Annotated in this window: 20 protein-coding genes and 1 tRNA gene; 10 read left to right on the top strand and 11 right to left on the bottom strand. The window is 76.0% G+C overall.

The window, feature by feature from the left end:
• Window positions 1–66: 66 nt before the first annotated feature.
• Window positions 67–609 carry an AAA family ATPase gene (locus OKX07_RS07430; RefSeq protein ID WP_265631191.1) on the bottom strand — a complete coding sequence of 181 codons (543 nt, stop codon included), beginning with the start codon at window positions 607–609 and terminating at the stop codon, window positions 67–69.
• On the bottom strand, window positions 606–2,732 hold the full coding sequence (gene malQ / locus OKX07_RS07425) for a 4-alpha-glucanotransferase (RefSeq protein ID WP_265631190.1): 2,127 nt from the start codon (window positions 2,730–2,732) through the stop codon (window positions 606–608). Before malQ ends, OKX07_RS07430 begins: the two co-directional genes overlap by 4 nt.
• A gap of 120 nt (window positions 2,733–2,852) precedes the next feature.
• On the opposite strand from malQ, the gene OKX07_RS07420 reads away from it, so the two are divergent.
• The 4 genes from OKX07_RS07420 to OKX07_RS07405 are packed head-to-tail and all read left to right on the top strand — an operon-like array spanning window position 2,853 to window position 8,191.
• Complete coding sequence (locus OKX07_RS07420) at window positions 2,853–3,914, top strand: DUF6782 family putative metallopeptidase (RefSeq protein WP_265631189.1); 1,062 nt, start codon at window positions 2,853–2,855, stop codon at window positions 3,912–3,914.
• A gap of 44 nt (window positions 3,915–3,958) precedes the next feature.
• Window positions 3,959–4,735, top strand: coding sequence for a hypothetical protein (locus tag OKX07_RS07415; RefSeq protein ID WP_265631188.1), 777 nt, complete (start codon window positions 3,959–3,961; stop codon window positions 4,733–4,735).
• Between the two features lie 34 nt (window positions 4,736–4,769).
• On the top strand, window positions 4,770–6,950 hold the full coding sequence (locus tag OKX07_RS07410; protein ID WP_265631187.1) for a prolyl oligopeptidase family serine peptidase: 2,181 nt from the start codon (window positions 4,770–4,772) through the stop codon (window positions 6,948–6,950).
• Window positions 6,947–8,191 (top strand): mechanosensitive ion channel family protein, encoded by a 1,245-nt coding sequence (locus OKX07_RS07405; RefSeq protein ID WP_265631186.1) that lies wholly within the window; start codon window positions 6,947–6,949, stop codon window positions 8,189–8,191. The genes OKX07_RS07410 and OKX07_RS07405 overlap by 4 nt, the downstream gene beginning before the upstream one ends.
• Before the next feature lie 4 nt (window positions 8,192–8,195).
• On the opposite strand, the gene OKX07_RS07400 is transcribed toward OKX07_RS07405, so the two are convergent.
• Both OKX07_RS07400 and OKX07_RS07395 read right to left on the bottom strand, forming a co-directional pair.
• Entirely contained in the window at window positions 8,196–8,663 is a 468-nt protein-coding gene (locus OKX07_RS07400; RefSeq protein ID WP_265631185.1) for a PTS sugar transporter subunit IIA, read from the bottom strand.
• Window positions 8,664–8,676: 13 nt separating this feature from the next.
• Window positions 8,677–8,907 carry a PTS glucose/sucrose transporter subunit IIB gene (locus OKX07_RS07395; RefSeq protein WP_265631184.1) on the bottom strand — a complete coding sequence of 77 codons (231 nt, stop codon included), beginning with the start codon at window positions 8,905–8,907 and terminating at the stop codon, window positions 8,677–8,679.
• A gap of 262 nt (window positions 8,908–9,169) precedes the next feature.
• On the opposite strand from OKX07_RS07395, the gene ptsP reads away from it, so the two are divergent.
• The 5 genes from ptsP (at window position 9,170) to OKX07_RS07370 (ending at window position 15,144) form a co-directional block, all read left to right on the top strand.
• Window positions 9,170–10,855: a phosphoenolpyruvate--protein phosphotransferase gene (gene ptsP / locus OKX07_RS07390; RefSeq protein ID WP_265631183.1), complete on the top strand. Its 1,686-nt coding sequence runs from the start codon at window positions 9,170–9,172 to the stop codon at window positions 10,853–10,855.
• A gap of 92 nt (window positions 10,856–10,947) precedes the next feature.
• Entirely contained in the window at window positions 10,948–11,331 is a 384-nt protein-coding gene (locus OKX07_RS07385; RefSeq protein WP_416220842.1) for a globin, read from the top strand.
• Between the two features lie 4 nt (window positions 11,332–11,335).
• Window positions 11,336–12,217, top strand: a complete 882-nt coding sequence (locus OKX07_RS07380; RefSeq protein ID WP_265631181.1) for an acyl-CoA thioesterase — start codon at window positions 11,336–11,338, stop codon at window positions 12,215–12,217.
• A gap of 84 nt (window positions 12,218–12,301) precedes the next feature.
• Window positions 12,302–13,294 carry a DNA topoisomerase IB gene (locus OKX07_RS07375; protein WP_265631180.1) on the top strand — a complete coding sequence of 331 codons (993 nt, stop codon included), beginning with the start codon at window positions 12,302–12,304 and terminating at the stop codon, window positions 13,292–13,294.
• 218 nt (window positions 13,295–13,512) lie between these two features.
• The gene (locus tag OKX07_RS07370) at window positions 13,513–15,144 is read left to right on the top strand and encodes an SDR family oxidoreductase (RefSeq protein WP_416220865.1); all 1,632 of its coding nucleotides are present in this window, start codon (window positions 13,513–13,515) and stop codon (window positions 15,142–15,144) included.
• Here OKX07_RS07370 and OKX07_RS07365 read toward each other — a convergent pair.
• From OKX07_RS07365 to OKX07_RS07335, 7 genes are all read right to left on the bottom strand, one after another.
• Window positions 15,125–15,619 (bottom strand): acyl-CoA thioesterase, encoded by a 495-nt coding sequence (locus tag OKX07_RS07365; RefSeq protein WP_265631179.1) that lies wholly within the window; start codon window positions 15,617–15,619, stop codon window positions 15,125–15,127. The two genes, OKX07_RS07370 and OKX07_RS07365, sit on opposite strands and share 20 nt — an antisense overlap.
• Window positions 15,620–15,749: 130 nt before the next feature.
• Window positions 15,750–17,396, bottom strand: a complete 1,647-nt coding sequence (locus OKX07_RS07360; protein WP_265631178.1) for a GTPase — start codon at window positions 17,394–17,396, stop codon at window positions 15,750–15,752.
• A complete protein-coding gene (locus tag OKX07_RS07355) occupies window positions 17,393–19,342 on the bottom strand; it encodes a dynamin family protein (RefSeq protein ID WP_265631177.1) in 1,950 nt (649 codons plus the stop codon). The genes OKX07_RS07360 and OKX07_RS07355 overlap by 4 nt, the downstream gene beginning before the upstream one ends.
• A 128-nt stretch (window positions 19,343–19,470) precedes the next feature.
• Complete coding sequence (ettA, locus tag OKX07_RS07350) at window positions 19,471–21,153, bottom strand: energy-dependent translational throttle protein EttA (protein ID WP_265631176.1); 1,683 nt, start codon at window positions 21,151–21,153, stop codon at window positions 19,471–19,473.
• Window positions 21,154–21,296: 143 nt separating this feature from the next.
• On the bottom strand, window positions 21,297–21,917 hold the full coding sequence (locus OKX07_RS07345) for a single-stranded DNA-binding protein (protein WP_265631175.1): 621 nt from the start codon (window positions 21,915–21,917) through the stop codon (window positions 21,297–21,299).
• 165 nt (window positions 21,918–22,082) lie between these two features.
• The gene (locus OKX07_RS07340) at window positions 22,083–23,717 is read right to left on the bottom strand and encodes a GTPase (protein WP_265631174.1); all 1,635 of its coding nucleotides are present in this window, start codon (window positions 23,715–23,717) and stop codon (window positions 22,083–22,085) included.
• A complete protein-coding gene (locus tag OKX07_RS07335) occupies window positions 23,714–25,414 on the bottom strand; it encodes a dynamin family protein (RefSeq protein WP_265631173.1) in 1,701 nt (566 codons plus the stop codon). Before OKX07_RS07335 ends, OKX07_RS07340 begins: the two co-directional genes overlap by 4 nt.
• Before the next feature lie 166 nt (window positions 25,415–25,580).
• Between OKX07_RS07335 and OKX07_RS07330 the strand changes: the two genes are divergently transcribed.
• Window positions 25,581–25,653, top strand: a tRNA-Arg gene (locus OKX07_RS07330).
• The last annotated feature ends 87 nt before the right edge of the window (window positions 25,654–25,740 follow it).

Below are 25,740 nucleotides of genomic sequence, written 5' to 3'. Positions count from 1 at the left end.
GCCGGGTGCGCACGTGCCCGGCTGTCGTCGTCCCGGCTGCCGTCGTCCCGGTCGCCGCGCCCCGGGTCAGCGCGTGCGCTCGAGCGCGCGCAGCCACCGCTCCGCCGCGCGGGGCCCCCGCAGCCGCACGACGTCCGACCCGGGAGCCTGCGACCGCGCCGTGTAGCGCTCGACCAGGACCGGGTGGTGGTGCCACGCCCACAGCACGATGTTGCGGTGCGGGTCGCGGCTGCGCAGGTTCGCGAGCGACTCGCGGTTGCCGTGCCAGAGCTCGCGTCGCGTGAGCCCGCGCGACAGCGTGCGGCGCACGACCCGGGCCATGACGGTGCGGCGCGGGTGGTCCAACCAGACGATCGTGTCCGCGTCGTCCAGCACGCCCTCCCGGCGCGAGTCCCAGTTGCCGTCGGCGACCCAGGTCGGGCCCGCGGTCCGTGCCCGCAGGTCCGCGCGCGCCTCGTCGACGTCCCGCTTGACCCAGCCCGGACCCCAGAACACCTCGTCGAGCTCGACCAGCGGCGCGTCCAGCGCACGAGCCAGCCGGCGCGCGAACGTCGTCTTGCCGGCCCCCGACGCCCCGACGACGCGCACCCGCTGCAGGGGCGCGCTCACTCGTCCATCGCGTCGGCCAGCGACTGCGCGCGGGCGTTGGTGAACAGGTCCTCCAGCAGCACGAGGCGGCCCGTGCCGTCGGCGAGCGGGACCTTCCAGTTCGGGTACTGACGGTCGGTGCCGGGCTGGTTCTGCGCGCGGCGCTCCCCGACGGCGTCGACGAGCGAGACGCCCAGCAGCACCGCGGGCGTCGCGCGGATCCAGCGGTGCAGCGCCTCCACGATCTCCCGCTCGCTGGGGTCGTGCCCGAGCAGGCCGCGCTCGCGCAGCGCGTCGAGCATGCGGTCACGCTCGGCGGCGGCGTGCGCGCGCACCTCGGCCACGGGTGCGGACAGCAGGCCCAGGCGGTCGCGGAGGGTGACGTGCTCGCCCGCCAGGTACCCGGCGGTGGGGGGCAGGTCGTGCGTCGTGACGGTCGCGAGCGCGAGCCGCCGGTACGCCTCCGGCGGGCGGGGGCGGCCGTCGTGCTCCTGCTCGAACCACAGCACCGAGGTGCCCAGGATGCCGCGCTCCGAGAGGTAGTCGCGGACCCACGGCTCGACGGTGCCGAGGTCCTCGCCGATGACCACGGCGCCGGCGCGGTGGGCCTCGAGCGCGAGGATCCCGATGAGGGCGTCGTGGTCGTACCGCACGTACGCGCCGTCCTTGGCGTCGTTGCCGACGGGCACCCACCACAGCCGGAACAGGCCGATGACGTGGTCGATGCGGATCGCGCCCGCGTGCCGCAGCACCGTGCGCAGCATGTCGCGGTAGGGCCGGTAGGCCGCGCGCGCCAGACCCTCGGGGTGCCACGGCGGCTGCGACCAGTCCTGCCCCTGCTGGTTGTACATGTCGGGGGGCGCACCGACGGACGCGCCCGTCGCGAGGACGTCGCGCAGCGCCCACGCGTCGGCGCCCTCCGGGTGCACGCCGACGGCCAGGTCGTGCATGATCCCCAGCGCCATGCCGCCCTCACGGACGACGCGCTGCGCGCGCTCGAGCTGCTCGTCGGCGACCCACTGCAGCCACGACCAGAACACCACGCGGTCGGCCAGCTCGACTGCAGCGGCCGCGACCGCGTCGGACAACGGGTCGTGCAGGTCGTCGGACCAGCCCGCGGCCGGCCCGTGACGCTCGACGAGGGCGCACCACAGGGCGAACTCGCGCAGCCCTTCGCCCTCCTCCTCGACGAACGCGTCGAACGCCGCCTGCCGCGCCGCCGAGCGCGGGTGCGCGAACACCACCTCGAGCGCCGCCCGCTTGGCGGCCCAGGCCACGTCGCGGTCGATCGGGCCGGGGTCCGGGTCGGTGACGAGCACCTGCTCACCGGCCCACTCGACGAGCGCGCGGTCCGCGGCGGACAGGTACGCCGTCTCGCGCACGTCCTCGACGCGCACGTACAGCGGGTTGACGAACCGTCGGGTCGTCGGCAGGTACGGGCTGGGGGTCAGCGGCTCGACGGGCTCGGCAGCGTGCAGCGGGTTCACGAGCACGAAGTCGGCGCCCCACCGGTGCGCGGCCAGCCAGCCGAGCTCGGCGAGGTCCGCCAGGTCACCCACGCCCCAGGACGTGCGCGAGCGCACCGAGTACAGCTGGGCCATCAGGCCCCAGACCCCGCCCTCGCGCAGCCGCTCCGGCAGCTCGAGGCGCTCGGGGGTCACGACCACCGGGCTGTGGGCGCGCGCGCTGGGCCCGTCGGTCCGGATCTCGTGCCAGCCGAGCGGGAGGTCGTCGGGCAGCGTGAACGTCGCGCGCCCCACGAGTCGCCCGTCGACGGTGCGCGGTGCCACGGGGACGTCCGCCTGCGTCAGCCCACGCCGCCCGCCGCCCGCCTCGGGGTCGAGCTCGAGCCACACCTCGACGGGGTCGCCGTGCGTGACGTGCACCGGAACGTGGGCGGTCCGTCCCTGCCGCACGACGACGACGGGCGGCAGCACCCGCCGCCACGGCATGTTCTCGACGTGCCCCAGCGCCAGCGCGACCCGCTCGGGCGACGAGGCGTCCACGCCGAGGGCCGCGAGCACCCGGACCACGGTCGCGTCGGTCGCCTCGTGGTCCTGCCCGTCGTGACCGCGGTACCCGGGTACGACGTCGTAGGCGGCAGCGAGCCGCCACAGGTCCTCGTGGTTGGTCGCGTCGGGCACGCCCCGATCCTGCCAGAGGGTGCGTCACCAGGCCCGCGGCGGGCCCGCGGGCCCACCGGCGCGTCGCACCCGGGCTCCAGGGCCCTGCCGCTGCCGGGACGGGCGCACCAGGCTGACCACATGGCGCACACGTGGAGGGCGCGCACGCCGGGACGGGCGGTCACCGGTGCGAGCACGCAGCGCACCGGTGCCGCCCCGCGGCGTCGCGACGCCGGTCAGGGGACGCTCGAGTACATCGGCGTCCTCGCCCTGGTGGCACTGCTGGTCGTGGCGGTGCTCCTCGTCATGTCGAACTCCCAGGCGCGGTCGTCCGCGATGCGTGCGATGTGCCAGATCGCCACCCTCGGGCAGGGGGCCTGCGGCGAGCCCTCGCCCGACGCCCCCGGCGAGGACGACCCGAGCTGGTGGTGCGAGAACGTCGGTTGGTGGTGCTCGGACGACCAGCAGGACGACGAGCAGCAGGACGAGGACCAGCAGGACGAGGAGCCGGGCTGGTGGTGCGAGACGGTCGGCTGGTTCTGCCCCGACGAGCCCGAGGACGACCCGACGTCGACACCGACGTCCACGCCCACCCCGTCGGCGCACCCCACGGACCCGGCGAACGGGCTGCCGATCGTCGACGGCGTCACCATCCCCGAGGGCATGGACCCCGACGGCGACGCCGTGGCCGCGCTGCTGCAGACCGAGCGGGGCCGCGAGATCCTGCAGTGGCTCGCCGACCAGGGCATCCCGGTGCGCGACAGCTTCCAGGGCTCGTACTGGGACGGGACGGCGATCTTCATCGACACGGCCAACACCGACATGGAGACCGTGCGGACCCTCGTCCACGAGTACAACCACGCGCTCAACGACGCCGAGGGCACCAGCGCGGACATCGACGCGGACTCCCGGGACGACTACGTGAACGGCATGCTCGACGAGGAGACGCAGGGTGTCGTGGAGGAGATCCGCGCGGCGCGCGAGCTCCAGGACGCCGGCGTGACGATGCCGACCGACGTCTCGGACACCACGTACTGGGACGCGTACGACCAGGCGGTCGCCGACGGCGGCGACGAGCAGCAGGCACGCGACGCGGCGTTCGCGGCGGTGCGCAACCTGTTCCTCGACGGCACGTTCGTCACCTCGAACACCGGTGATCCGTACGACGACTACTACGGTGACGCGTGGGACGAGCGGCACTGACCGGGCGCCGGGCACGCCGGCCGGCACGAGGACGAGGAGCACCGATGGGACGCAGGACGCGTGACGGGTCCGTGGCCGTCGTGCTGGCCACCGTGCTGGCCACCGTGCTCGCGCTGACCGGATGCACGGGCGACGAGCCCCAGGGACCGGACGGGACGGCCGCACCGTCGGCGTCGGGCACGGCAGCCGCCGGCACACCGGGCGGGACGGCAGACGAGGAGACGGACGTGCGGACCAGGTTGACGCAGGCGCTGCAGGACGACACCACGGGACTCGGTGACCTCGTCGCCAAGGACGACACGTCCCTGACGGTGCTGGACACGCCCTGGCTCGACGGCTGGCAGGTCGTCGACGTCCTGTCGCGGTCCGGTGCGCACGGCGCTCGCGCGTACCTCGCGCTGTCCGACGAGGGAGTCGCGACCCTGCTCACGGGCCGCACCGACGCGTACGTCGACCTGCTCACGGAGGCGGGGGTGCAGGTGGACGACGAGGGGACGGCCGCCGCGGTCGTCGAGACGTACCTCGACTCGACACGCACGTTCCGCCAGTGGTCCCAGCGGATCGCGTCGTTCGACGACGTGCAGCTGCGTCCGACGCTGGACGACGCCGCGCAGGCCACGGTCGACGCGGCGCGCGCCCAGCTCGCCACCGAGATCGGTCCGACGACGGCACAGCCCCGTGGCGACGGCTTCGACGTCGAGGCGTGGATGCAGGACGGCGACGTCCTCGTGCGCCACGACGTGCGTGTGACGTCGGACGGCGAGCTGAGCGACCGCCCGTCCACGCAGGTCTCGGGACTCCCGGTACCGATCTCCCGCTGAGGTGCGGCCCGCGCCCGACGTAGCCTGGGGCACCGTGACGACCGAGCCGACCACCCCCCGCGCCGACGGCGCCAGCCCCTACCCGGACGCGCCGCGCGCCGACCTCGTCGAGGACCTGCACGGCCACCAGGTCGCGGACCCGTACCGGGCCCTCGAGGACGCCGACGACCATCGCACGCAGGCGTGGTCGCGCGCGCAGGACGACCTGTACGCGGCGTACCGCGCGCGGGTGACCGACGCCACGGCCGGCACGCCGTTCGCCGACGACGCGCTGCACGCGCGGCTGCGCGCGCTGCTCGGCGCCGGGTTCGTCGGTGCCCCCGCGTGGCGGGGGGACCGACGCTTCTTCTCGCGGCGCACCGGCGACCAGGAGCACGCGGTCGTCGTGGTGGCCGAGGGTCAGGACGAGCGCGTCCTGATCGACCCGCTCCTGCTCGACCCCGCCGGCACGACGACGCTGGACGCATGGCAGCCGTCGAAGGAGGGCCACCTGCTCGCGTACCAGGTGTCCCACGGCGGCACCGAGCAGAGCGTGCTGCACGTGCTCGACGTCACGACGGGTGAGCCCGTCGACGGGCCGATCGACCGCGCCCGCTACTCCCCCGTCGCGTGGCTGCCGGGCGGCGAGGCGTTCTACTACGTGCGCCGCCTCGCACCGGACCTGCTGCCCGCCGACGAGGAGCAGTACCACCGGCGGGTGTGGCTGCACCGCGTCGGCACCCCGACCGAGCAGGACGTCGAGGTCTTCGGCGCGGGCAAGGACATGACGACGTACTACGGCGTGCAGGTCAGCCGCGACGGGCGCTGGCTGATCGTGTCCGCGGCGGCGGGCACGGCCCCGCGCACGGACGTCTGGATCGCGGACCTCACCGCACCCGGTGCGCACGAGGCCCCGGTGTTCGTCGAGGTCGCCGTGGGTCTGGACGCCGAGGTCGGCGCGTGGGTGGGCCGCGACGGGCGCCTGTACGTGCACACGGACCTGGACGCGCCGCGCGGCCGGCTCGCCGTGACGGACCCGACGACCCCCGGTCTCGCGCACTGGGAGACGCTGCTCCCGCAGGACGACGTGGCCGTGCTCGAGGACGTCGCACTCGTCGACGACGGCGACGCAGGCGCACCGACGGCTCTGCTCGCGTCGTGGCGGCGGCACTCGGTCAGCGAGGTCACCGTCCACGACCCGCGCACGGGCGAGCGCACGGGCGCGGTCCCGCTGCCCGGCCTGGGCTCGATCTCGGGCCTCGTGACGCGGCCCGAGGGCGGGGAGTCCGTCTGGTTCTCCTGGACGGACCACGTCACCGTGCCGCGCGTGCACCGGTACGACGCCGGGACCGGCGCGGTCACGCTGTGGGCCGCGCCCCCTGGCGCGCTGCCCGACGTGCCGGCCGTGCACACCCGCCAGATCGAGGTGACGAGCGCCGACGGCACGACCGTGCGCGCGTTCGTGCTGGCCCGCGCCGACCGCGTGGACCCCGACGGGCGGCCCCTCGCCCCGGCGCCGACGGTGCTGTACGGGTACGGCGGGTTCCAGGTGAGCCTCGACCCCGCGTACTCCGCGACGACGCTCGCCTGGGTCGAGGCGGGGGGCGTGTACGTCGTCGCGAACCTGCGCGGCGGCGGCGAGGAGGGTGAGGACTGGCACCGCGCCGGCATGCGCGGCGCCAAGCAGAACGTGTTCGACGACTTCCACGCCGTCGCGGAGCACGTCGTCGTCGCGGGCTGGACGACCCCCGACATGCTGGCGTGCTGGGGCGGGTCCAACGGCGGGCTGCTCGTCGGTGCGGCCGTGACGCAGCGCCCCGACCTGTGGGCCGCAGCGGTCTGCTCGGCCCCGCTGCTCGACATGGTGCGCTACCAGCGCTTCGGCCTGGGCGTGACGTGGACCGAGGAGTACGGCGACGCCGCCGACCCGACCGAGCTCGGGTGGCTGCTGGGCTACTCGCCGTACCACCGCGTCGTCGACGGGACGGCCTACCCGGCGGTGCTGTTCACGGTCTTCGAGGGCGACACGCGCGTCGACCCGCTGCACGCGCGCAAGCTCGCGGCGGCGCTGCAGGCCGCGACGTCGTCCGACCCGCGGGAGCGGCCCGTCCTCGTCCGCCGCGAGATCGGCGTCGGGCACGGGGCGCGCGCGCTGTCGCGGACCATCGGGCTGTCGGTCGAGCAGCTGCAGTTCGTGGCCGACCGCACGGGCCTGCTCGGCCGGGACGCGCGATGAGCGCCGCCACCGCGACGGCCACGCCCGACCCCACCGCGACGACAGGCACCGTGACGCCACCGCCCGTCCTGAAGCCCGACGACACCGGGTGGACCCAGTGGGCCGAGCAGTGGGGGTCGTGGTTCGTCGGCGTCCCGCTGCGCATCGTCCTCATCATCGTCTTCAGCGCGATCGCCCTGCTCCTGCTCCGCCGCGCCATCTCAGGCATCACGCGCCACGTCGCCGAGGGCGACCCGGTGACAGAACGCGGCGTGCTGCGCCCGCTCGGGCGGTCCGAGGTCGGCTCGGCGCTGCTCAAGGCGAGCCCGCTGGCCACCGCGCGGCGCGCACAGCGCGCCCGCACCATCGGGTCGGTGCTGCGCTCGACCGCGTCCATCGTCGTCGGCTCGATCGCCGCGATCCTCGTGCTCGACGCGCTGGGCATCAACCTCGCGCCGTTCATCGCGTCGGCGGGCATCGTCGGTGTGGCCGTCGGCTTCGGTGCGCAGAGCCTGGTCAAGGACTTCCTGTCCGGCCTGTTCATGCTGCTGGAGGACCAGTACGGCGTCGGTGACGTCGTCGACGTGGGCGCCGCGACGGGCACCGTCGAGGCCGTCGGCCTGCGCGTGACCAAGCTGCGCGACGGCGACGGGACCCTCTGGTACGTGCCGAACGGCTCGATGATCCGCGTCGGCAACAAGACCCAGGGCTTCAGCACGGCCGTGGTCGAGGTGGACGTCGACTACTTCGTCGACCTCGACGAGGCGTGCGCACTGCTCACCGAGGCGGCCCGCGGCGTCGCCGCGGACCCCGTCGTCGGGGCCTACCTCCAGGGCGCACCGAGCGTCACCGGTGCGGAGCGGCTCGCGGCGGACGCCGTCGGGCTGCGCCTGTCGGTGCGCACGGCCCCCGCCATGCAGTGGGAGGTCGCGCGCCACCTGCGCGTCGCCGTGCGCCGTGCGCTGGAGGACGCGGGCATCCCGCTCGCGGGGCAGCGCGACGCGCTCGTCGCGCACCAGGAACGGCTGGCGGGCGCGTCCCCGGGGGCCCAGCAGGCGGACGAGCCGGCCCCGGCCGACGGCACCGCGCCGGCCGACCCGGGTGCGGAGCCGTCGGCCGACCCGGCTGCCGAGGACGCGGCCGCGCCCCGCGACCCGCACGACACCCCCGTGCACGACGCGGTAGAGCAGCGCGACCCCCAGGTCGGGGGGCGCGACCCCTCGGTCGAGGGGCGCGATCCCTCGGGGACCACGCGGGACTGACCCGTCAGTCGGTCGCCCAGTCCAGGACGGGCACGCCGGCGACCACGTGCTCGCCGTCGGTGACGAGGTGGACGAGGTGCGCCGGGTCGGCCTGCAGCGCGACCAGGGGGCACATCGTCGACAGGCCCGCGGCGGCGACGTCCACGGGCGACCACGTCAGCACCCGGTCCCCCGTGCGCACGCGCTCGCCACGCTCGACGTGCAGGTCGAAGCCGAGACCGGCCAGGGTCACGGTGTCGATGCCGACGTGCACCAGCACCGCGCGCCCGTCGTCCAGCTCGAGGGCGAACGCGTGGGGGTGCAGCGCGGCGACGACGCCGTCGCACGGCGCCAGGACGTCCTGCCGGCCGGTGCGGTCGGGCTCGACCGCCATGCCGGGCCCGACCATCTGCTGGGCGAAGACGGCGTCCGGCACGTCCGTCAGCGGGCGCACGACCCCCGGGACGGGGCTCGCGAGCCGCAGCACTGCCACGCCGACGACGCCGTCAGCGCAGGCTGTCGAGCTCGGCGGCGAGGTTGTCCGCCTCGGGCCCGACGATGACCTGCACGATGCGGCCCGAGCGCACGACGCCGAACGCTCCGCTCGCCTTGAGCGCAGCCTCGTCGACGAGCTGCACGTCACCGACCTCGACCCGCAGCCGCGTGATGCAGGGCTCGAGGTCGACGACGTTCGCCTCCCCGCCCAGTGCGGCCAGGATCTGCTCTGCCTTGCTCAATGGCTCTCCCCGGTGTCGTCGCCGGCACGCACGCCCGGTGGACGGGGGGATCCACCGCCCGTCCACCCGCCCGTCCGTACCGACCGGTCGCGTGCACGGTCCCCACCAGGCTACCGCCGTGACCCCGCACGACGCCTGCGGCGTCCGCACCCGCACGCGTGTCGGCGCTGGCCCGTCGCCCGCGTGCGCGACAGACTGCGGGGGCACGGCGACGACGGCGGCTCGCACCGCCCCGGTCGCCCACGAGCGCGGAGGAGGTCGGGTGGGCAGCACGAGCGTCGTCACCGGCATCGGTGTGAGCCCGGGACGTGCGGTCGGTCCCGTCGTCCGGCTGCCCGACGCCGTCCCGGAGCCCCCCGCGGGTCGACGCCTGCCGCCGGGCGCCGACACGCAGGCCGCGGCCGAGCGGGTCGCGCGGTCCGCGGACGCCGTGCGCGACGAGCTCGACGCCGCCGCGCGGGCCGCCGAGGGTGACAGCGCGGCGCTGCTGCACGCGGCGGCGGCGATGGCGGCCGACCCGTCGCTCGTCGCCGACGCCCAGCAGCGGGTCCGTGACGAGCACCTCGTCCCCGAGCGCGCCGTGTGGGAGGCCGCCGACGCGGTGTCCGCGCAGCTCGAGGCTTTGGGCGGGTACCTGGCCGAGCGGGTGAGGGACGTCGTGGACGTGCGGGACCGGCTCGTCGCGCACCTCACCGGGCAGCCGTCGCCGGGCCTGCCGGTGCGCGCGCACCCCTACGTGCTCGTCGCCCACGACCTGGCGCCGGCGCTCACCGCGACCCTGGACCCGGAGCGGGTCGTCGCGATCGTCACCGCGGCCGGTGGGCCGACGTCGCACACCGCGATCCTCGCGCGCTCGCGCGGCATCCCCGCCGTGGTCGCCGCGCCCGGGGTGCTGGACCTCGCCGAAGGCACGCTGCTGCTGGTCGACGGCGCCGCCGGGACGGTGCGCGTCGACCCCTCGGAGGCGTCCGTGCAGCGCGTCCGTGCCCTGGCTGCGGCGGTGCGGACGTTCGACGGCGACGGCCGCACCGCGGACGGTCACCGCGTCGAGCTGCTCGCGAACGTCGGGGACCCGGCCGAGGCGCCCGCCGCCGCGGCGTCGGGCGCGCAGGGTGTCGGGCTGTTCCGGACGGAGTTCGCGTTCCTCGACCGGCTGCACGCGCCCGACGTCGACGAGCAGACCGAGGCGTACGGGCGGGTCCTGGCCGCGTTCCCGGGACGCAAGGTCGTGGTCCGCACGCTCGACGCGGGTGCCGACAAGCCGCTGCCCTTCCTGCACGCGGCACCCGAGACGAACCCCGCGCTCGGGGTGCGGGGGCTGCGGGTCGCGCAGGAGCGGCCCGAGGTCCTCGAGGACCAGCTCACCGCGATCGCCCGCGCGGCCGCCGCGCACCCCGGCACGACGACGTGGGTCATGGCACCGATGGTCGCGACGGTCGACGAGACCGAGCAGTTCGTCGCCGCGTGCGCACGGCACGGCCTGCCGACCGCCGGGATCATGGTGGAGGTGCCCAGCGCGGCGCTGCTGGCCGGTCCCCTGCTGGCGCACGCGCAGTTCGCGAGCATCGGCACCAACGACCTGACGCAGTACACGATGGCCGCGGACCGCCTGCTGGGCGCCGTCGCGGCCCTGTCCGACGCGTGGCAGCCGGCCGTGCTGCGCCTCGTCGAGGCGACCACCCGGGGCGGGGCGGCACAGGCCCGGCCCGTCGGGGTGTGCGGCGAGGCCGCCGCGGACCCGGCGCTGGCCGTCGTCCTCGTCGGGCTCGGCGTCACGTCGCTGTCGATGACGCCGCGCGCGCTCCCGGACGTCGCGGCCGTGCTCGCCGTGACCGACCTCGCGACGTGCCGGGTCCTCGCGCGCCGTGCCGCCGACGCGTCGAGCGCGGCGGACGCGCGCGCCGTCGTCCGCGCCGGGCTGCCGGTGCTGGACGAGCTGGGGCTGTGACACGAGCCGGGGCCGTGACGTCGGGCGAGGGTGGCACGACGCACACCGGCGGGGGCGCGGCGGGGCCTGCGGTGCGTGTGAGGATGGACGACGTGAGAGACGACTCGTTCTACGCCGCCGTCGGCGGGCACGAGACCTTCGTCCGGCTCGTCGACGAGTTCTACCGGGGGGTCGCAGGCGACCCCGTGCTGAAGCCGATGTACCCCGAGGAGGACCTCGGGCCCGCGGCCGAGCGGCTCACGCTCTTCCTCGAGCAGTACTGGGGCGGCCCGACGACGTACTCCGACGAGCGCGGCCACCCGCGGCTCCGGATGCGGCACGCCCCGTACAAGGTCAACCCCGACGCCCGGGACCGCTGGCTGCGGCACATGCGCACCGCCGTGGACTCCCTGGACCTCGCACCCCTGCACCGCGCGGAGCTCTGGGACTACCTGGAGCGCGCGGCGCACTCGATGCTCAACTCCTTCGAGGACTGACGCGATGACCCAGCCGGACCCGGCCACCGACCCCGTCGGCGCAGTCCTGCACGCCCTGGACCTCACCCCTGACGCGACCCAGCCGGACGTCTTCCACGGCCGGAGCCTGCCGCAGCCGCACGGCCGGGTGTTCGGTGGCCAGGTGCTCGCCCAGGCGCTGCTCGCGACCGGCCGCACCGTCGACGGCGCGCGCCTGCCGCACTCGATGCACGGGTACTTCCTGCGCCCGGGTGACGCGTCCGCGCCCATCGACTTCGCCGTGGAGCGCCTGCGCGACGGCCGGTCGTTCTCGGCGCGCCGCGCGCACGCGCTGCAGGCCGGCGCGCCGATCCTGTCGATGATCGCGTCGTTCCAGGAGCGGCAGCCCGGCATCGAGTACGCCGAGCCGATGCCGCAGGACGTGCCCGGCCCCGACGACGTCGGCTCGGCGCTGGAGGCGCTCGGGGAGGTGGACCACCCGATGGCCCGGTTCTGGGCGCAGGAGTCGGCGTTCGACCTGCGGCACGTCGACGGCCCGATCTACCTGCGGGCCGACCCGCAGTCCGCGCAGGGACGCCAACTCGTGTGGGCCCGCGCGCGGGGGCCCGTCCCGGACGACCAGCTGCTGCACCGCGCCCTGCTGGCGTACGCGTGCGACCAGATCATGCTCGAGCCGGTGCTGCGGCGCTCGGGCCGCCCGTGGGCGACGCCGGGCCTGTCGATGGCGAGCCTCGACCACGCCATGTGGTGGCACCGCGACGTGCGCGTCGACGACTGGCTGCTGTTCGCGCAGAGCACGCCCGGGGCGCAGGGCGGCCGGGGACTGGGCGCTGCTCGCGTCTTCGCCCAGGACGGCACGCTCGTCGCGTCGATCGCCCAGGAGGGCATGGTCCGGATCCCCGACTGACCGCGGGTGACGTCCGGACGGGCCCCCTGCTCGACCCCGTCGGCTCGGCATGCGCGATCCGGGACGCCGGGTGAGACTGCCCGCATGCCTCGGCTCCGACGTGTCCGCCTCGACCAGCCGGGGTGGAGCCGGCGCAAGGTCGGCTCCGGCTTCGTGTACCTGGACGTCGACCGGCAGCGCATCGCCGACGACGAGCACCTCACCCGCATCCGGACGCTCGCGATCCCGCCCGCGTGGCGCGAGGTCTGGATCAGCCCGTGGCCGCACGGGCACATCCAGGCCGCGGGCCTCGACGACGCCGCCCGCCGCCAGTACCTCTACCACCAGCAGTGGCACGCCCGCCGCGCGCAGCGCAAGCACGAGCACGTCCTGGAGGTCGCACGCCGCCTGCCCGCCGCCCGCCGCCGCGTCCGCGCCGACCTCGCGCTCGACGGCATGCCCAAGGACAAGGCGCTGGCGCTGGCGTTCCGGCTGCTCGACCGCGCCTACCTGCGCATCGGCACCGAGGGGTACACGCGCAAGCACGGGTCGTTCGGCCTCGCGACGCTGCGCCGCGACCACGTCCGCGTGCTGACGGACGACGACGGCTCCCCCGGTGCCGTGCACCTGCTCTTCCCCGCCAAGTCGGGCCAGGTGCGGGACACGGTCGTCGACGACGAGGTGGTCGCCGAGCTCGTGCGGGTGCTGCTGCGGCGCCGTGACGAGAGCCCGGAGCTGCTGGCGTGGCGCGACGACGCCGGCTGGCACGACATCACCAGCGCCGACGTCGGCGGCTACGTGCGCGACCGCCTGGGCGAGGCCACGCCCAAGGACTTCCGGACGTGGCACGCCACGGTGCTGGCCGCACGCGGGCTGGCCGACGCCGGCCCTGCCCCCCGCAGCGAGCGCGCGCGGCGCCGGGTCGTCACCTCGGTGGTCCGCGCGGTCTCCGAGGAGCTCGGCAACACCCCGGCCGTGGCCCGCGCGTCGTACATCGACCCGCGGATCGTCGACCTCTGGGAGCGGGGCGAGACGATCACCCCGACGCGGTCGCAGCAGGTCGCCGAGCGACGCACCCTCGCCCTGCTCTCGCCCTGACGCTCCCGACGGTCGCGACGCCGGCCGACCGGTGCGTCCGCCGCGTGCGTCCCCCGCGTGCGCGCACCGGTGGGCGGCCGCACACTGCGCAGGTGAGCGACGACCGCACCGCCCTCCCGACCGGCAGCACGCCCCACCACGCCCCCGCGCACGACCTCGTCCCCGAGCCGCACCTCGCACCCGAGGCGGATCTCGCACCGGAGCCCGTCGCGAGCACCCTGGTCGGGCTGGTGCCGGGGCTCGGCCCCGACGGGCGGCCGCGGCCGGACGCGCCGATCGCCGCGGTCACCGGCGTCACCGGGTACGTCGGGGGGCGCCTGGTCCCCGAGCTGCTGGCGGCCGGGTACCGCGTGCGGGCGCTCGCCCGGAACCCCGACCGGCTGCGCGGACGCCCCTGGTACGACCAGGTCGAGGTCGTCGAGGCGGACGCCACGGAGCCCGAGCAGATCCGCACGGCGCTCGAGGGCACCGACGTCGCGTACTACCTCATCCACGCCCTCGGCTCGGGCAAGACGTTCGAGCAGCGGGACCGGCAGACCGCGCAGGTGTTCGCGCAGGCGGCCCGCGAGGCGCACGTGGCCCGCGTCGTCTACCTGGGGGGCCTGTACCCCGAGGGCGAGGAGCTGTCGCCGCACCTGGCGTCGCGCACCGAGGTCGGCGAGATCCTGCTGGCATCGGGGGTGCCGACGACCGTGCTGCGCGCCGCCGTCATCCTCGGCTCGGGGTCCGCGTCGTTCGAGATGATGCGCTACCTGACCGAGCGGCTGCCCGCGATGACGGTGCCGCGCTGGGTCGCCAACCGCATCCAGCCGATCGCGATCCGCGACGTCCTGCGGTACCTCGTGGCGTCGGCCGCCATGGCGCCGGACGTCTCGCGCGCCTTCGACATCGGCGGCCCCGACGTGCTCACGTACCGCGACATGATGCAGCGCTACGCCCGCATCGCGGGACTGCCGCGGCGCATCATCGTCGCCGTCCCGGTGCTGTCCCCGCGGCTCTCGAGCCTGTGGGTCTCGCTCGTCACCCCCGTGCCCGGCGGCCTCGCGCGGCCCCTCGTCGAGTCGCTGGTGCACGAGGTCGTGTGCGACGAGCACGACATCGCCGAGCACGTGCCCGACCCGCCAGGCGGTCTCGTCGGCTTCGACCGCGCCGTGCGGCTCGCGCTCGAGCGCGTCCAGGGCGCCAGCGTCGCGACCCGCTGGTCGTCCGCGGCCTCGGTCGGCGCACCGAGCGACCCGCTCCCCTCCGACCCGGACTGGGCGGGCGGCTCGCTGTACGTGGACGAACGACGCGTGCCGGTCGACGCCTCACCGGCCGCGCTGTGGCGCGTCGTCGAGGCGGTCGGCGGTGAGCGCGGCTGGTACTCCTGGGGCCTGGCCTGGCGCGTGCGCGGGCTCCTGGACCGCGTCGTCGGCGGCCCGGGCCTGCGCCGGGGGCGACGCGACCCCTCGCGGCTGCTCGTCGGCGACGCCGTCGACTTCTGGCGCGTCGAGCACATCGAGCCGGGGCGGCTGCTGCGCCTGCGCGCCGAGATGCGCCTGCCCGGCCTCGCGTGGCTCGAGCTGCGGGTCGAGCCCGGGCACGGCGACCCGCCGGAGCCGTCGGCCGACGGGGAGCCGGTCGCGTGGCACCCCGAGGCGTGGCGCCACGGTCCCGTGGTCTTCGCGCAGCGCGCGCTGTTCCACCCGCACGGGCTCGCCGGGCAGCTCTACTGGTGGTCGGTGTACCCGTTCCACGGCGCGGTCTTCGGTGGCATGCAGCGCAACATCGCCCGCGCGGCCGCGGCCGCCGAGCGTGCCCGCAGCGACTCCCCCGCCCTCCGCGCGGGGGTCAGCCGCGACGGCGGATGACGACCGGCTCCTCGACGAACGGCTCCCAGACGGCCCGCTCGTCGGGGGTCAGGCGCCGCGGCGTTCCCGCGGCCGAGTCCACGAGCACGATCGTCGTCGTCGCCCGCGCGTAGACCGTCGAGCCCTCGACGGACGTGGGGGCGTCGCGGACCTCGTAGCAGACGTCCATGCTCGCGCCGCCGAGGTGCCCGATCCACAGCTCGATGACGACGGGTGCGCGGCGGTACGGCAGCGGGCGCACGTACTGGATCTCCTGGCGCGCCACGAGCGTCGAGGTCAGCGCGCCCGGGCCGGCGTCGAGGACGGCGGTCGCGCGGGCGTTCGGCGGCGCCGCACCGTCAGCGCCCTCGGGGTGCCGCCAGAACACCTCGATGCGCGCCTCCTCCAGCAGGCGCAGCATCTCGACGTTGTTGACGTGCGCGTACGCGTCCATGTCGGACCAGCGCAGCTGCACCGGCACCTCGAGCCTCGTCATGTGTCCTCCTGCGGCGCCCCGACGCCGGTCCCGGCGCCCGCAGCATCCTCGCGCGGCGCGGGCGTGCGGCGGTAATCAGCTCATGCTGCGCGAGCGCCGGGCCTGACCGCGGAACCGCTCGCCGGCCGGATCAGCGGCCCGCGGCGCGTGCCGCCTGGGCGCGGCACGCGCCGAGCGCGTCGGTCTCGCCGGCCAGCGGCGCCAGGACGAGCCGCTGCGCGACCTCCGCGACAGCCGTCCGCAACCGCCGCCGGGCCGCCCTGGCCCGTGCGCGGGCGCCGAGCCGGCCCGCGAGCGCACCCACGGCCGCGACGAGGAGCCCTCCGAGGACCCCACCGACGAGCAGCACCGTGGGTGCGGGCGCCGGCCCCCACACCGGGGTGACCGGGTCCGGGAGCTGCAGGTACGCGAGCAGCGCGATGCCCCCGAGCCACAGCGCACCGACCACGGCGGCCGCGAGCAGCACCCACTGCAGCGCCCCGGCCGCGCGCCACCACCACACGGGACGACCCGGCAGCAGGGGCGTGCGCGCGACCGCGTGGTCGAGCGCGTCGGGCAGGGCCGCGGTGTCCAGGCGGGCACGCGCGGCCAGGACCCAGGTGTCGGGCGCGCCCGCGAGCGCGGCGTCCGCGTGGTCCCGCACCGCGGTCGCGGCGCCCGCCCGCTGTGCGGGCCCGGCGGGCGGCAGCGACGTGTGCGTGACGTCGGCCTCGGCGGCGGAGCGGGGCGCGAGGTGGAGCCGCCGCAGCGGGTCGGGGCGCAGCCGGGCGAGCCAGCGCACGGGCGGCCAGCCGGTGTGCGCACCGGCGCGACGCACGGCCGAGCGACGCACCGCCGCGACGACGGTCGGGACCCCCGCAGCGTCCTCGAGGGCGTCCAGCAGCCGGTCGGTGGTGACGTCGCGGCGGCGGCCGTGCGGCGCGGGGCCGCAGGCGTCGACGACGTCCCGGGCGACCGCGCGCAGGTCGGCACCGAAGCGCTGGTTGGTCGCCTCGCGGCGGTCGACGGCCTGGGCGACGAGACCACGCAGGTCGTCGACGCCTGCGCCCGTGCGCGCCGACGCCGCCAGGACGCGGGCGCGCTCGATGCCGTCGAGGCCGGCCAGCCGTCTCAGGTCGCGCAGGACGTCGTCGATGTCGGAGGCGCTCAGCCGGTCGACCTGGTTGAGCACGAGGACGACGACGTCGTCGTGGCCGGCGAGCGGCCGCAGGTAGCGCTCGTGCAGCGCGGCGTCGGCGTACTTCTGCGGGTCGACCACCCACACGAGCAGGTCGGCGCGCGCGACGAGGCGCTCGGCCCGCACGCGGTGCTCGACGACGACCGAGTCGTGGTCCGGCAGGTCGAGCAGCACGAGGCCGTCGGCCAGCCGGGCGCCGCGGGCGGCCGCGCCGCCTGCGGCCTGCCCCGCGGGTGCACCGACCGGCCCGGCGTGCAGGGCGTGACGGCGCCCGACCTCGAGCCAGTCCAGGAGCCGCGCCGGGCCGTCCGCCTCGGGGTCGTCGCCGACGACGACGGCCAGCGGGTGCGACGTCGTCGGGCGCTGCACCCCCGTCCCCGCCAGGTCGACACCGACGAGGGCGTTAAAGAGCGACGACTTGCCCGATCCGGTGGCGCCGGCGAGGGCGACCACGGTGTGCTCGGCGGACAGGCCGGCACGCTCGCGCACGCGTCCGAGGACGGTGCGCGCCTCGGTGACCAGCGGCACGGGCAGCCGGCCGTCGCCCGCGCGCAACGCACCGTCGAGCGCGGCGAGGCGCTCGTCGAGGGTCAGGCTCATGCGTCGTCCCGCACGGTCGCACCGAACAGGCGTCGCCAGAACCCCGGCCGTGGCTCGGCCGCGGCGGGACCGGAACCGTCCGGGTCGTGGCGGCTCGCCCCCCCGCCGCCGGCGCGCGCACCGGCACCGCGCAGCGCGTGGCTCGTCCCGACGGGCGCGCCCGCCGTCGCCTGCGGACGCGCGGACCGCTCGGTGCCGGCCGCCAGGTCCACGTCACGAGCCGCGGCACGCAGCGTGGCGGCCTCGACGTCGGCGGCACCGAGCGCGTCGAGCTGCGCGGTGTACCTCTCGGCCTCGCGCGCGAGGACGTCGTCGACGCGCGCGTCGAGCCGTTCCCGCGCGTACGTGGTCAGCCGCCGGACCGCGTCGTCCCCGAACACCGCCTCCAGCAGCTTCTGCGCGACGACGGCGGTGCCCCCGGCGATGCCGACCTCCACGCCCGTCAGGCCGCCCGTCGAGGCGAACGCCAGCACCATGAGGCTCACCCCGGCGGCGTTCACCCCGAACGAGAGGTAGCGCGCGGTCCCCCGTCGCGACTCGCCCTGCTCCCGCACGAGCTCCAGCACGTCGGACTGCCAGCCCCGCACCTGCGCGTCCACCTCGCCACGCAACGTCGTCGACGCCCGCGCCAGGTCCAGCCCCTGCAGCAGCGCAGCCCCCGCGGGGTCGCCGCGCCAGGCCGCGTGCGTGCGCTCCGCGGCTGCGTCCGCGGCGTCGAGCACCACGGCCGTGAGCCCGTGGGCGATGGCCTGCTCGACGCGGGGTGCCTGCGCGGGCGTCCCCCGGAAGAACGCGGTGACGGCGTCGCGCACCCGACCGACGCCCTGCTCGACCGATCGCAGCAGCTCGCCCGTGCCGACGAACTCCTGCCACCGTGCCAGCACCTCGCCGCGCAGCATCGCGCCGTCGGACGTCGCGATCCGCACGTGCGCGGCAGCGTCGGCGTACGCGGCGGCCACGACCTGCCGGAGCCGCGCGTCGGTCGCGACCTGCAGGTCCGCAGCGTCCGCGAGCACCTGGGCGCGGCGCGCGAGGTCGTCGACGACGCCGTCGCGGGTCGCGCGCGCGACGGCCTCCCGCGCGGGCGCGTCGGCGCCCAGCGCGCTGAGCCAGGTCGCGACGTCGGCGATCGCGGACTCGGGCAGCAGACCGTCGACGAGGGGCGACTCGGGCACGAGGAACAGCGGCGCGTCCGGCAGGCCGTTCTCGTCCATCATCCGCCGCAGGTCCTCCGCCACCTCCTCGGCGCCGGGGTCGACCCGGTCGACGACGAGGGCGACCTGCGCGTGCCGCTGCGCCGCGCGGTGCAGCAGGTCCCACGGGACGGCGTCGGCGTAGCGCGCCGCCGTCGTCACGAACAGCCACAGGTCGGCGGCGTCGAGCAGCTGCGCGGCCAGGCGCCGGTTGCCGACGTCCACCGAGTCGACGTCGGGTGCGTCGAGCAGCGCCAGGCCGCGCGGCAGCACGTCCGACGCGACGAGCCGCAGCGCTCGGCTCGGGTCGGTGCCGGCGTCCGCGGGTCCGGCGGGGCCCCTGTGACCGGCGGTGAGACGCGCGAGACCGGGCAGGACACGGTCGGTCGAGTACCACCGCTCGTCGAGGGGGTGGTGGACGAGCACCGGGGCTCGGGTGGTGGGCCGCAGCACGCCGGGCGCTGACACCTGCAGCCCGAGCAGCGAGTTCACGAGCGTGGACTTGCCGGCGCCCGTCGACCCGCCGACGACGACGAGCAGCGGCGCCGACCGCGCGCGCAGGCGCGGCAGCAGGTAGTCGTCGAGCTGCCCGAGCGCGGCGGCACGGTCGCGGCGGGCCTCGGTGACACCGGGCGCCTCCAGCGGCAGCGCGAGGGTCGTGAGCCGCTGCTGCAGCCGCTCGAGCGCATCGAGGAGCCCCACCGCAGCGCCGTCGGCGGACACGGTCGGGCCGCTGACCTCGGGCTCCGTCATGGCGTCAGTCTGCACGACACCCTGCCGGCCCACCCGTCGACCCGCGCCCGGTCCCGACGCACGACGGCCCCGACGCACGACCGCCCGGCCGAGGTGCTCGGCCGGGCGGTCGTGCGGGCGGGCGGGTGTCAGTCGCGACGCAGCTTGCGGTACGTCACGCGGTGCGGGCGCGCGGCGTCCGCACCGAGGCGCTGCACCTTGTTCTCCTCGTAGGACGCGAAGTTGCCCTCGAACCAGTACCAGTTCGCCGGGTTCTCCTCGGAGCCCTCGTACGCCAGGATGTGCGTCGCCACCCGGTCGAGGAACCACCGGTCGTGGGACACGACCACGGCGCAGCCGGGGAACTCGAGCAGCGCGTTCTCCAGCGACCCGAGGGTCTCGACGTCGAGGTCGTTGGTGGGCTCGTCGAGCAGCAGCAGGTTGCCGCCCTGCTTGAGCGTGAGCGCCAGGTTGAGGCGGTTGCGCTCACCACCGGACAGCACGCCCGCGGGCTTCTGCTGGTCGGGGCCCTTGAACCCGAACGCGGCGACGTACGCCCGCGACGGCATCTCGACGTTGCCGACCTTGAGGAAGTCGAGCCCGTCGGAGACGACCTCGAACAGCGTCTTCTTCGGGTCGATGCCCCCACGCGACTGGTCGACGTAGGAGATCGAGACGGTCTCGCCGACCTTGAGCTCGCCGGCGTCCAGCGGCTCCAGCCCGACGATCGTCTTGAACAGCGTGGTCTTGCCGACGCCGTTCGGGCCGATGACGCCGACGATCCCGTTGCGCGGGAGCGTGAAGCTCAGGCCGTCGATGAGGACGCGCCCGTCGAAGCCCTTCTGGAGGTTGTTCGCCTCCAGCACGATCGAGCCCAGGCGCGGGCCCGGCGGGATCTGGATCTCCTCGAAGTCCAGCTTGCGCGTGCGGTCCGCCTCGGCTGCCATCTCCTCGTAGCGCGCGAGGCGCGACTTGGACTTGGTCTGCCGGCCCTTGGCGTTGGACCGCACCCACTCCAGCTCCTCCTTGAGGCGCTTGGCGAGCTTGACGTCCTTCTTGCCCTGGATGGCGAGGCGCTCGCCCTTCTTCTCCAGGTACGTCGAGTAGTTGCCCTCGTACGGGTACAGCCGGCCGCGGTCGACCTCGCAGATCCACTCGGCGACGTGGTCGAGGAAGTACCGGTCGTGGGTGACCGCCAGGATGGCGCCCGGGTAGTCCTTCAGGTGCGCCTCGAGCCAGAGCACGCTCTCGGCGTCCAGGTGGTTGGTGGGCTCGTCCAGGAGCAGCAGGTCCGGCTTCTCCAGGAGCAGCTTGCACAGCGCGACCCGGCGGCGCTCACCGCCGGACAGCACGGTGACGTCGGCGTCCGGCGGCGGGCAGCGCAGCGCGTCCATCGCCTGGTCCAGCTGGGCGTCGAGGTCCCACGCGTCGGCGGCGTCGATGGCCTCCTGCAGCACCCCCATCTCCGCCAGGAGGGCGTCGAAGTCGGCGTCCGGCTGGGACATGAGCTCGGAGATCTCGTTGTACCGGTCGAGCTTGCCCTTGATCTCGGCGACGCCCTCCTCGACGTTGCCGAGGACGGTCTTCGCCTCGTTCAGCGGCGGCTCCTGCTGCAGGATGCCGACGGTGAAGCCCGGAGCGAGCCGCGCCTCGCCGTTGGAGGGCTGGTCGAGCCCGGCCATGATCTTGAGGATCGTCGACTTGCCGGCGCCGTTGGGTCCGACGACCCCGATCTTCGCGCCCGGCAGGAAGTTCAGGGAGACGTCGTCGAGGATGACCTTGTCGCCGTGCGCCTTGCGCGCCTTGTACATGGTGTAGATGAACTCAGCCACTGAGTGCTCGTCCGATCCTCGTAGGTGGTGGTGGTGCCGCGGGCCGGGGTGCGCACGCCCCGGAGCGCACGTCACGTGCGTCCAGGGTCCGCGCCGGGGTCGCCCGGCCGGCGGCGCCGGTGCCGATCCACCAGCCTAGGCGATCACCCGCGTCCGGCCAGTGCCAGACCGCCCCGCGACCCGTGGTCGGTCCCGCCCTGCGGGCCCTCGGCGTCCGCCGGGTCGACCTCGTCCGCCGCCGCCTCGTCGGGCTCGTCGGCGGGGGGCGGCGCGTCGGCCACCGACGCCCACGGGTCGTCCGTGAACACGCCGGCCGGAGCCTCGGCAGGCACCCCGGGTGCCGCCTGCGCGGCGCCGGCCGGGGCCTCGTCCCGCCCGCGCCGCGCGCCCGCCAGGGTCCGGCGGAACTGCGCGGACCCGTAGCTGAGGTCGTGCCCCACCGCGAGCGCCTCCAGGACCAGCTCCGAGCGGGGTCCGCCGTCCTGCGCGACCCACTCGGACTGCCCGAGCCGCCCGACCACGACCACGGGGTCGCCCTTGCGCAGCGACGCGTCGAGGTTGACGGCGGCGGCGCGCCACGCCTTGACCGTGAACCACAGCGTCGGCCCGTCGCGGAACTCCCCGGTCCGCCGGTCGAGCACGCGACGCGTCGAGGCCAGCCTGAACTGCGTGTACGGCACGCCGCCCACGCCGTCGAGGTGGTAGGTCCGCAGGTCGGAGCCGACCCATCCGACGACCGTCACGTCCTGGGTGTGCGTTCCCATCGAGGTCCCCTGTCTGCCGTGGCCCCACTCCTGCGGGGCGCTGAGCAGCCATCGTCGAGGGCCGCAGCGGGGGCGCGAGGGCCGGGATCCGGATCCGTGGACGAGCCGCGCGACGGCGGGGGCTGTGGTCGGCTCGCGACGCGGGGTGGACCGGCCGGCCGGGCGTCAGTGCGCGCCGAGTGCGCGCGTCGCCAGCTCCCGCGCGTGCCGGTGCTCGGCCAGCACGTCCTGCGTCGGTGCGAGCAGGCGCCCGCGTGCCGCCGACTCGATCGCCGCGCGCCCGTCCGCGACGACCTTGGCCCCGCGGGTGCGCGCCGCGCGCCGCCGGACCAGCGTCGACACCGCGAGCAGCAGCACCGCGAGCCCGAGCACCCCCGCCACGAGCGCCGTCGACGGCAGCCACGGCGCCGACGCCCCGAGACGGTCGGCGAGCAGCAGCCCCGCGCCCACCAGGCCGGCCGCGCCGGCCACGGCGGCGAGCACGAGCAGCACCGTCGCCGCGCGGGACCGCCGGGCGGCCACCGGCACGTGCGCCAGGGCATCGGTCACCGCGAGCCGCAGCTCGGCGGTCGTCGCGATCCGTTCGCGCAGGTCCGCCGCCCAGAGCGGCGGCAGGCCCTGCGTCACGCTGGAGAGCCACGACGCGCGCGCCAGCCCGACGCCGTCGGCGTGCACCTCGCCCAGCCGCGGCGGCGTCCCCGCGCCCCCGCGGACGGCAGCGGCCACGGCCGCACCGACAGCCGTCAGTCCCGCGGCCGACGACAACCGGTCGACGACGACACCGATCGCCAGCGCGCTGGGCGCCGGCTCGCGGGGCGCGACCTGCGCCTGGACGAGCCGCGCGGCGTCCGCGATCTCCGCGTCCGCGTGGACGGCCGCCACCGACTGCTCCTCGACCGCAGCGGCCAGCGCCGCGCGCAGCCCGGTGATCCCCTCGCCCGTGACCGCCGACACCTCGTGCACGGCCACGTCCGGCAGGCCGTCGTCGACGAGCAGGCGCCGCACGTCCGCGGCGAGGGAGTCGCGCATGTCCTTGGGGACCGTGTCGACCTGGTTGAGGACGAGCCGCATCGACGCGTCGCGGCCCGTCATGCGGCGCAGGTAGCCGGAGTGCAGCGCGTCGTCGGCGTACTTCTGCGGGTCGACGACCCAGATCAGCAGGTCGACCTGCGGCAGCACCCGGTCGACGACGTCACGGTGCTCGGGTGCGATCGAGTCGTGGTCGGGCAGGTCCAGCAGGACCAGCCCACGCAGGGACGCCTGGCTGTCGCCGTCGAGCAGGCTCTCGCGCTCGATGCGGTGCTCGGGCTCGACGCCGATCCAGTCGAGCAGCGGGTCGCCGTCGGCGCCCCAGACGCACGCCGTGACGCGCGACGTGGTGGGCCGGCGCACGCCCACGTCGGCGAACTGCAGGCCGCTGACGGCGTTGAACAGGCTCGACTTGCCGGACCCGGTGCCCCCGGCGAGCGCGACGACCGTGTGGTCGACACCCAGCGCGAGGCGTTCCCGGACCCGGTCGATCGTCGCACCGGCGCGCTCCACGACGGCGGGGTCGAAGCGCGTGCCACCGACCGCGAGGGCACCGTCGAGCGCGTCGACCCGTTCGTCGAGCGCCGCGGTCGTCGCGCCGCGGACGGCGCCGTCCGGCGTGGCAACGCCCGACGCAGCACCGCCCGACGCAGCAGCGGCCGACGCGACAGCGCCCGACCCGACGCGCGGCCCGCCGGTGGCGGGTGGCGCGTCGCGGTCGTGCCGGTCGTCGGCGGGGACGGTCGTGGTGCTCGTCGGCCCGTCGCTCATGTCAGCCCCTTGAGGACGGCGAGCCGCAGGCGCAGCCGGGACGACGCGTCTGCGGCGAGGTCCGGGTCGTCGAGCGTGCGGTCGGCGATGGTCCGCTCCAGGTCGACCTGGGCGCGCGCACGGCGCACCAGGTCCTCCCGCAGGGTGGTCACGACGTCGTCGCCGGCGTCGCCGAGCAGCGTGCGGACGGCCTCGGCGGCCTCGTCGACACCGGCGGCGGCGGCGAGCGCGAGCGCCGTCAGGCCCTCCTCGCCGACCGCCTTGCCGACCTGGGCGCGTCGCCGGGCGTCGGCGCCGCTGCCCGCGAGCGCGACGCGCACGACGCGCGCCCCCTCGCCGGTCCAGGCCCGGGCGGCGCGCTCGGCGGCCGCGACGCGCGAGGCGTCGCCGTCGGGCCAGCGCTCCAGGACCGACGAGCCCCCGGCCGGCGCCGACGGGCCGACGAGCGACTCCCGCAGCGCCGCGCTCCCCCGGTGCCCGACGGCGGTCAGCGCCGCGGTCGTCGACTCCGTGAGGTCGGTCAGGAGCGGGGCGACGGCCGCACCGCGGGCGCGTGCCGTGCGGGACGACCCGCGCACCCGACCCGAGCGGCCCACGAGGCGGGAGAACGGCGCACCCTTCGCGACGAGCTCGGCCCAGCGGGCCCGCACCGCGCCGTCGGCGACGGCGCCGGCGCGGATGGTCTCGGCCGCCGCGTCACCGGGCGCCGCGGTCGCCTCGTCGAGCACCTGCGCGATGCGTGCTGCCGCGTCGGCCTGGTCCTGCACGGCCTCCGCGAGCTCGTCGACCCACGGCCGCAGGGCCGCGAGCGCACCGCGCAGCGTGCGGGCCACGACCGTGCGCGCCCGGTCCGGGCCGGCGAGCATCGTCAGCCAGCGCAGGACAGGCGCGACGACGGCCGTGGTGAGCGGGCCCGAGTGGGGGCCGACGTCGGGGATGACGAACAGGGGCGACCCGGCCAGGCCGTGCGCGCGCAACCGCTCGAGCAGGTCCCCGCGGACGGTCGGCAGCGACGCGGGTGAGACGCGGTTGAGCACCATCGCGACCGACGTGCTGCGCTCGACGGCCGCCTCGAGCACCTGCCACGGCAGCGCGTCGCCGTACCGCGCCGCGGTGGTGACGAAGAGCCACAGGTCCGCGGCCTCGAGGAGCCGGTGCGCGGTGTCGCGGTTGGAGTCGAGCACCGAGTCCAGGTCGGGGGCGTCGAGGATCGCGATGCCGCGCGGCACGGTGTCGACGGCCACGGCCTCGACCTCGTCCAGCACGGGGTGGTGGGACAGCAGGTCGGCGTCGAGCGGGTGGTGCACGAGGACGGGCTCGCGGGTCGTCGGGCGCAGCACCCCGGCGGCGCTCACCTCGCGTCCGACCAGCGAGTTCACGAGCGTGGACTTGCCCGCACCCGTCGAGCCGGCGACGACCACCACGGCGGGTGCGGACAGCTCGGTCAGGCGCGGCACGAGGTGCTCGTCGAGCTGGTCGACGAGCCGCGCCCGCGACGCCCGCGCGTGGTCGACGCCCGCGATCTCCAACGGGAAGCTCGTCGCCTCGACGTCGCGTCGCAGGTCACGCACCGCGTCGAGCAGCGACGTCTGCGCGAGGGGCCGCGCCAGGATCTGGGCGGCCGGCGACGGGTCGGCGAAACGCCCCGGCGCAGACGCTGACGGCTGCGCAGGCACGGTTCCGGGCTGCGCACTCACGGGACCATTGTCGGTGCCACACCTGACCAGGCCAAACGCGGCGCGCGGGTGACACGTCCCCGGTCTGGTGCGTGCGGCCGCACCGGACGCCTCCGTACCCGTCGCCTGCCCGGCTGCTGCCCGTCGTCGGCCGGTCGACGAGCCCCCACTACGCTGGGCCGCACCGGCCCCCGTAGCTCAATGGATAGAGCAACGGCCTTCTAATCCGTAGGTTGCAGGTTCGAGTCCTGCCGGGGGCGCCCGTGCGAGGCCATGACCAGCAGAGCTGCTGTCCCCTCGCCTCCCGTGACGCACCTCACACCCTTTGAATGGTCATGACGACCACT

The sequence above is a fragment of the Cellulomonas sp. S1-8 genome, from assembly GCF_026184235.1.
GTDB lineage: Bacteria > Actinomycetota > Actinomycetes > Actinomycetales > Cellulomonadaceae > Cellulomonas.
The sequence above is the reverse complement of the archived record's forward strand: the minus strand, read 5'-3'. Positions and strand labels throughout refer to the sequence as shown.

Coding starts and splice junctions, on each gene's coding strand:
- OKX07_RS07365 (WP_265631179.1), bottom strand. CDS start 15,619: ATGACGAGGCTCGAGGTGCCGGTGCAGCTGCGCTGGTCCGACATGGAC.
- OKX07_RS07420 (WP_265631189.1), top strand. CDS start 2,853: ATGGCGCACACGTGGAGGGCGCGCACGCCGGGACGGGCGGTCACCGGT.
- OKX07_RS07405 (WP_265631186.1), top strand. CDS start 6,947: ATGAGCGCCGCCACCGCGACGGCCACGCCCGACCCCACCGCGACGACA.
- OKX07_RS07345 (WP_265631175.1), bottom strand. CDS start 21,917: ATGGGAACGCACACCCAGGACGTGACGGTCGTCGGATGGGTCGGCTCC.
- OKX07_RS07415 (WP_265631188.1), top strand. CDS start 3,959: ATGGGACGCAGGACGCGTGACGGGTCCGTGGCCGTCGTGCTGGCCACC.
- OKX07_RS07380 (WP_265631181.1), top strand. CDS start 11,336: ATGACCCAGCCGGACCCGGCCACCGACCCCGTCGGCGCAGTCCTGCAC.
- OKX07_RS07340 (WP_265631174.1), bottom strand. CDS start 23,717: ATGAGCGACGGGCCGACGAGCACCACGACCGTCCCCGCCGACGACCGG.
- OKX07_RS07360 (WP_265631178.1), bottom strand. CDS start 17,396: ATGAGCCTGACCCTCGACGAGCGCCTCGCCGCGCTCGACGGTGCGTTG.
- OKX07_RS07375 (WP_265631180.1), top strand. CDS start 12,302: ATGCCTCGGCTCCGACGTGTCCGCCTCGACCAGCCGGGGTGGAGCCGG.
- OKX07_RS07355 (WP_265631177.1), bottom strand. CDS start 19,342: ATGACGGAGCCCGAGGTCAGCGGCCCGACCGTGTCCGCCGACGGCGCT.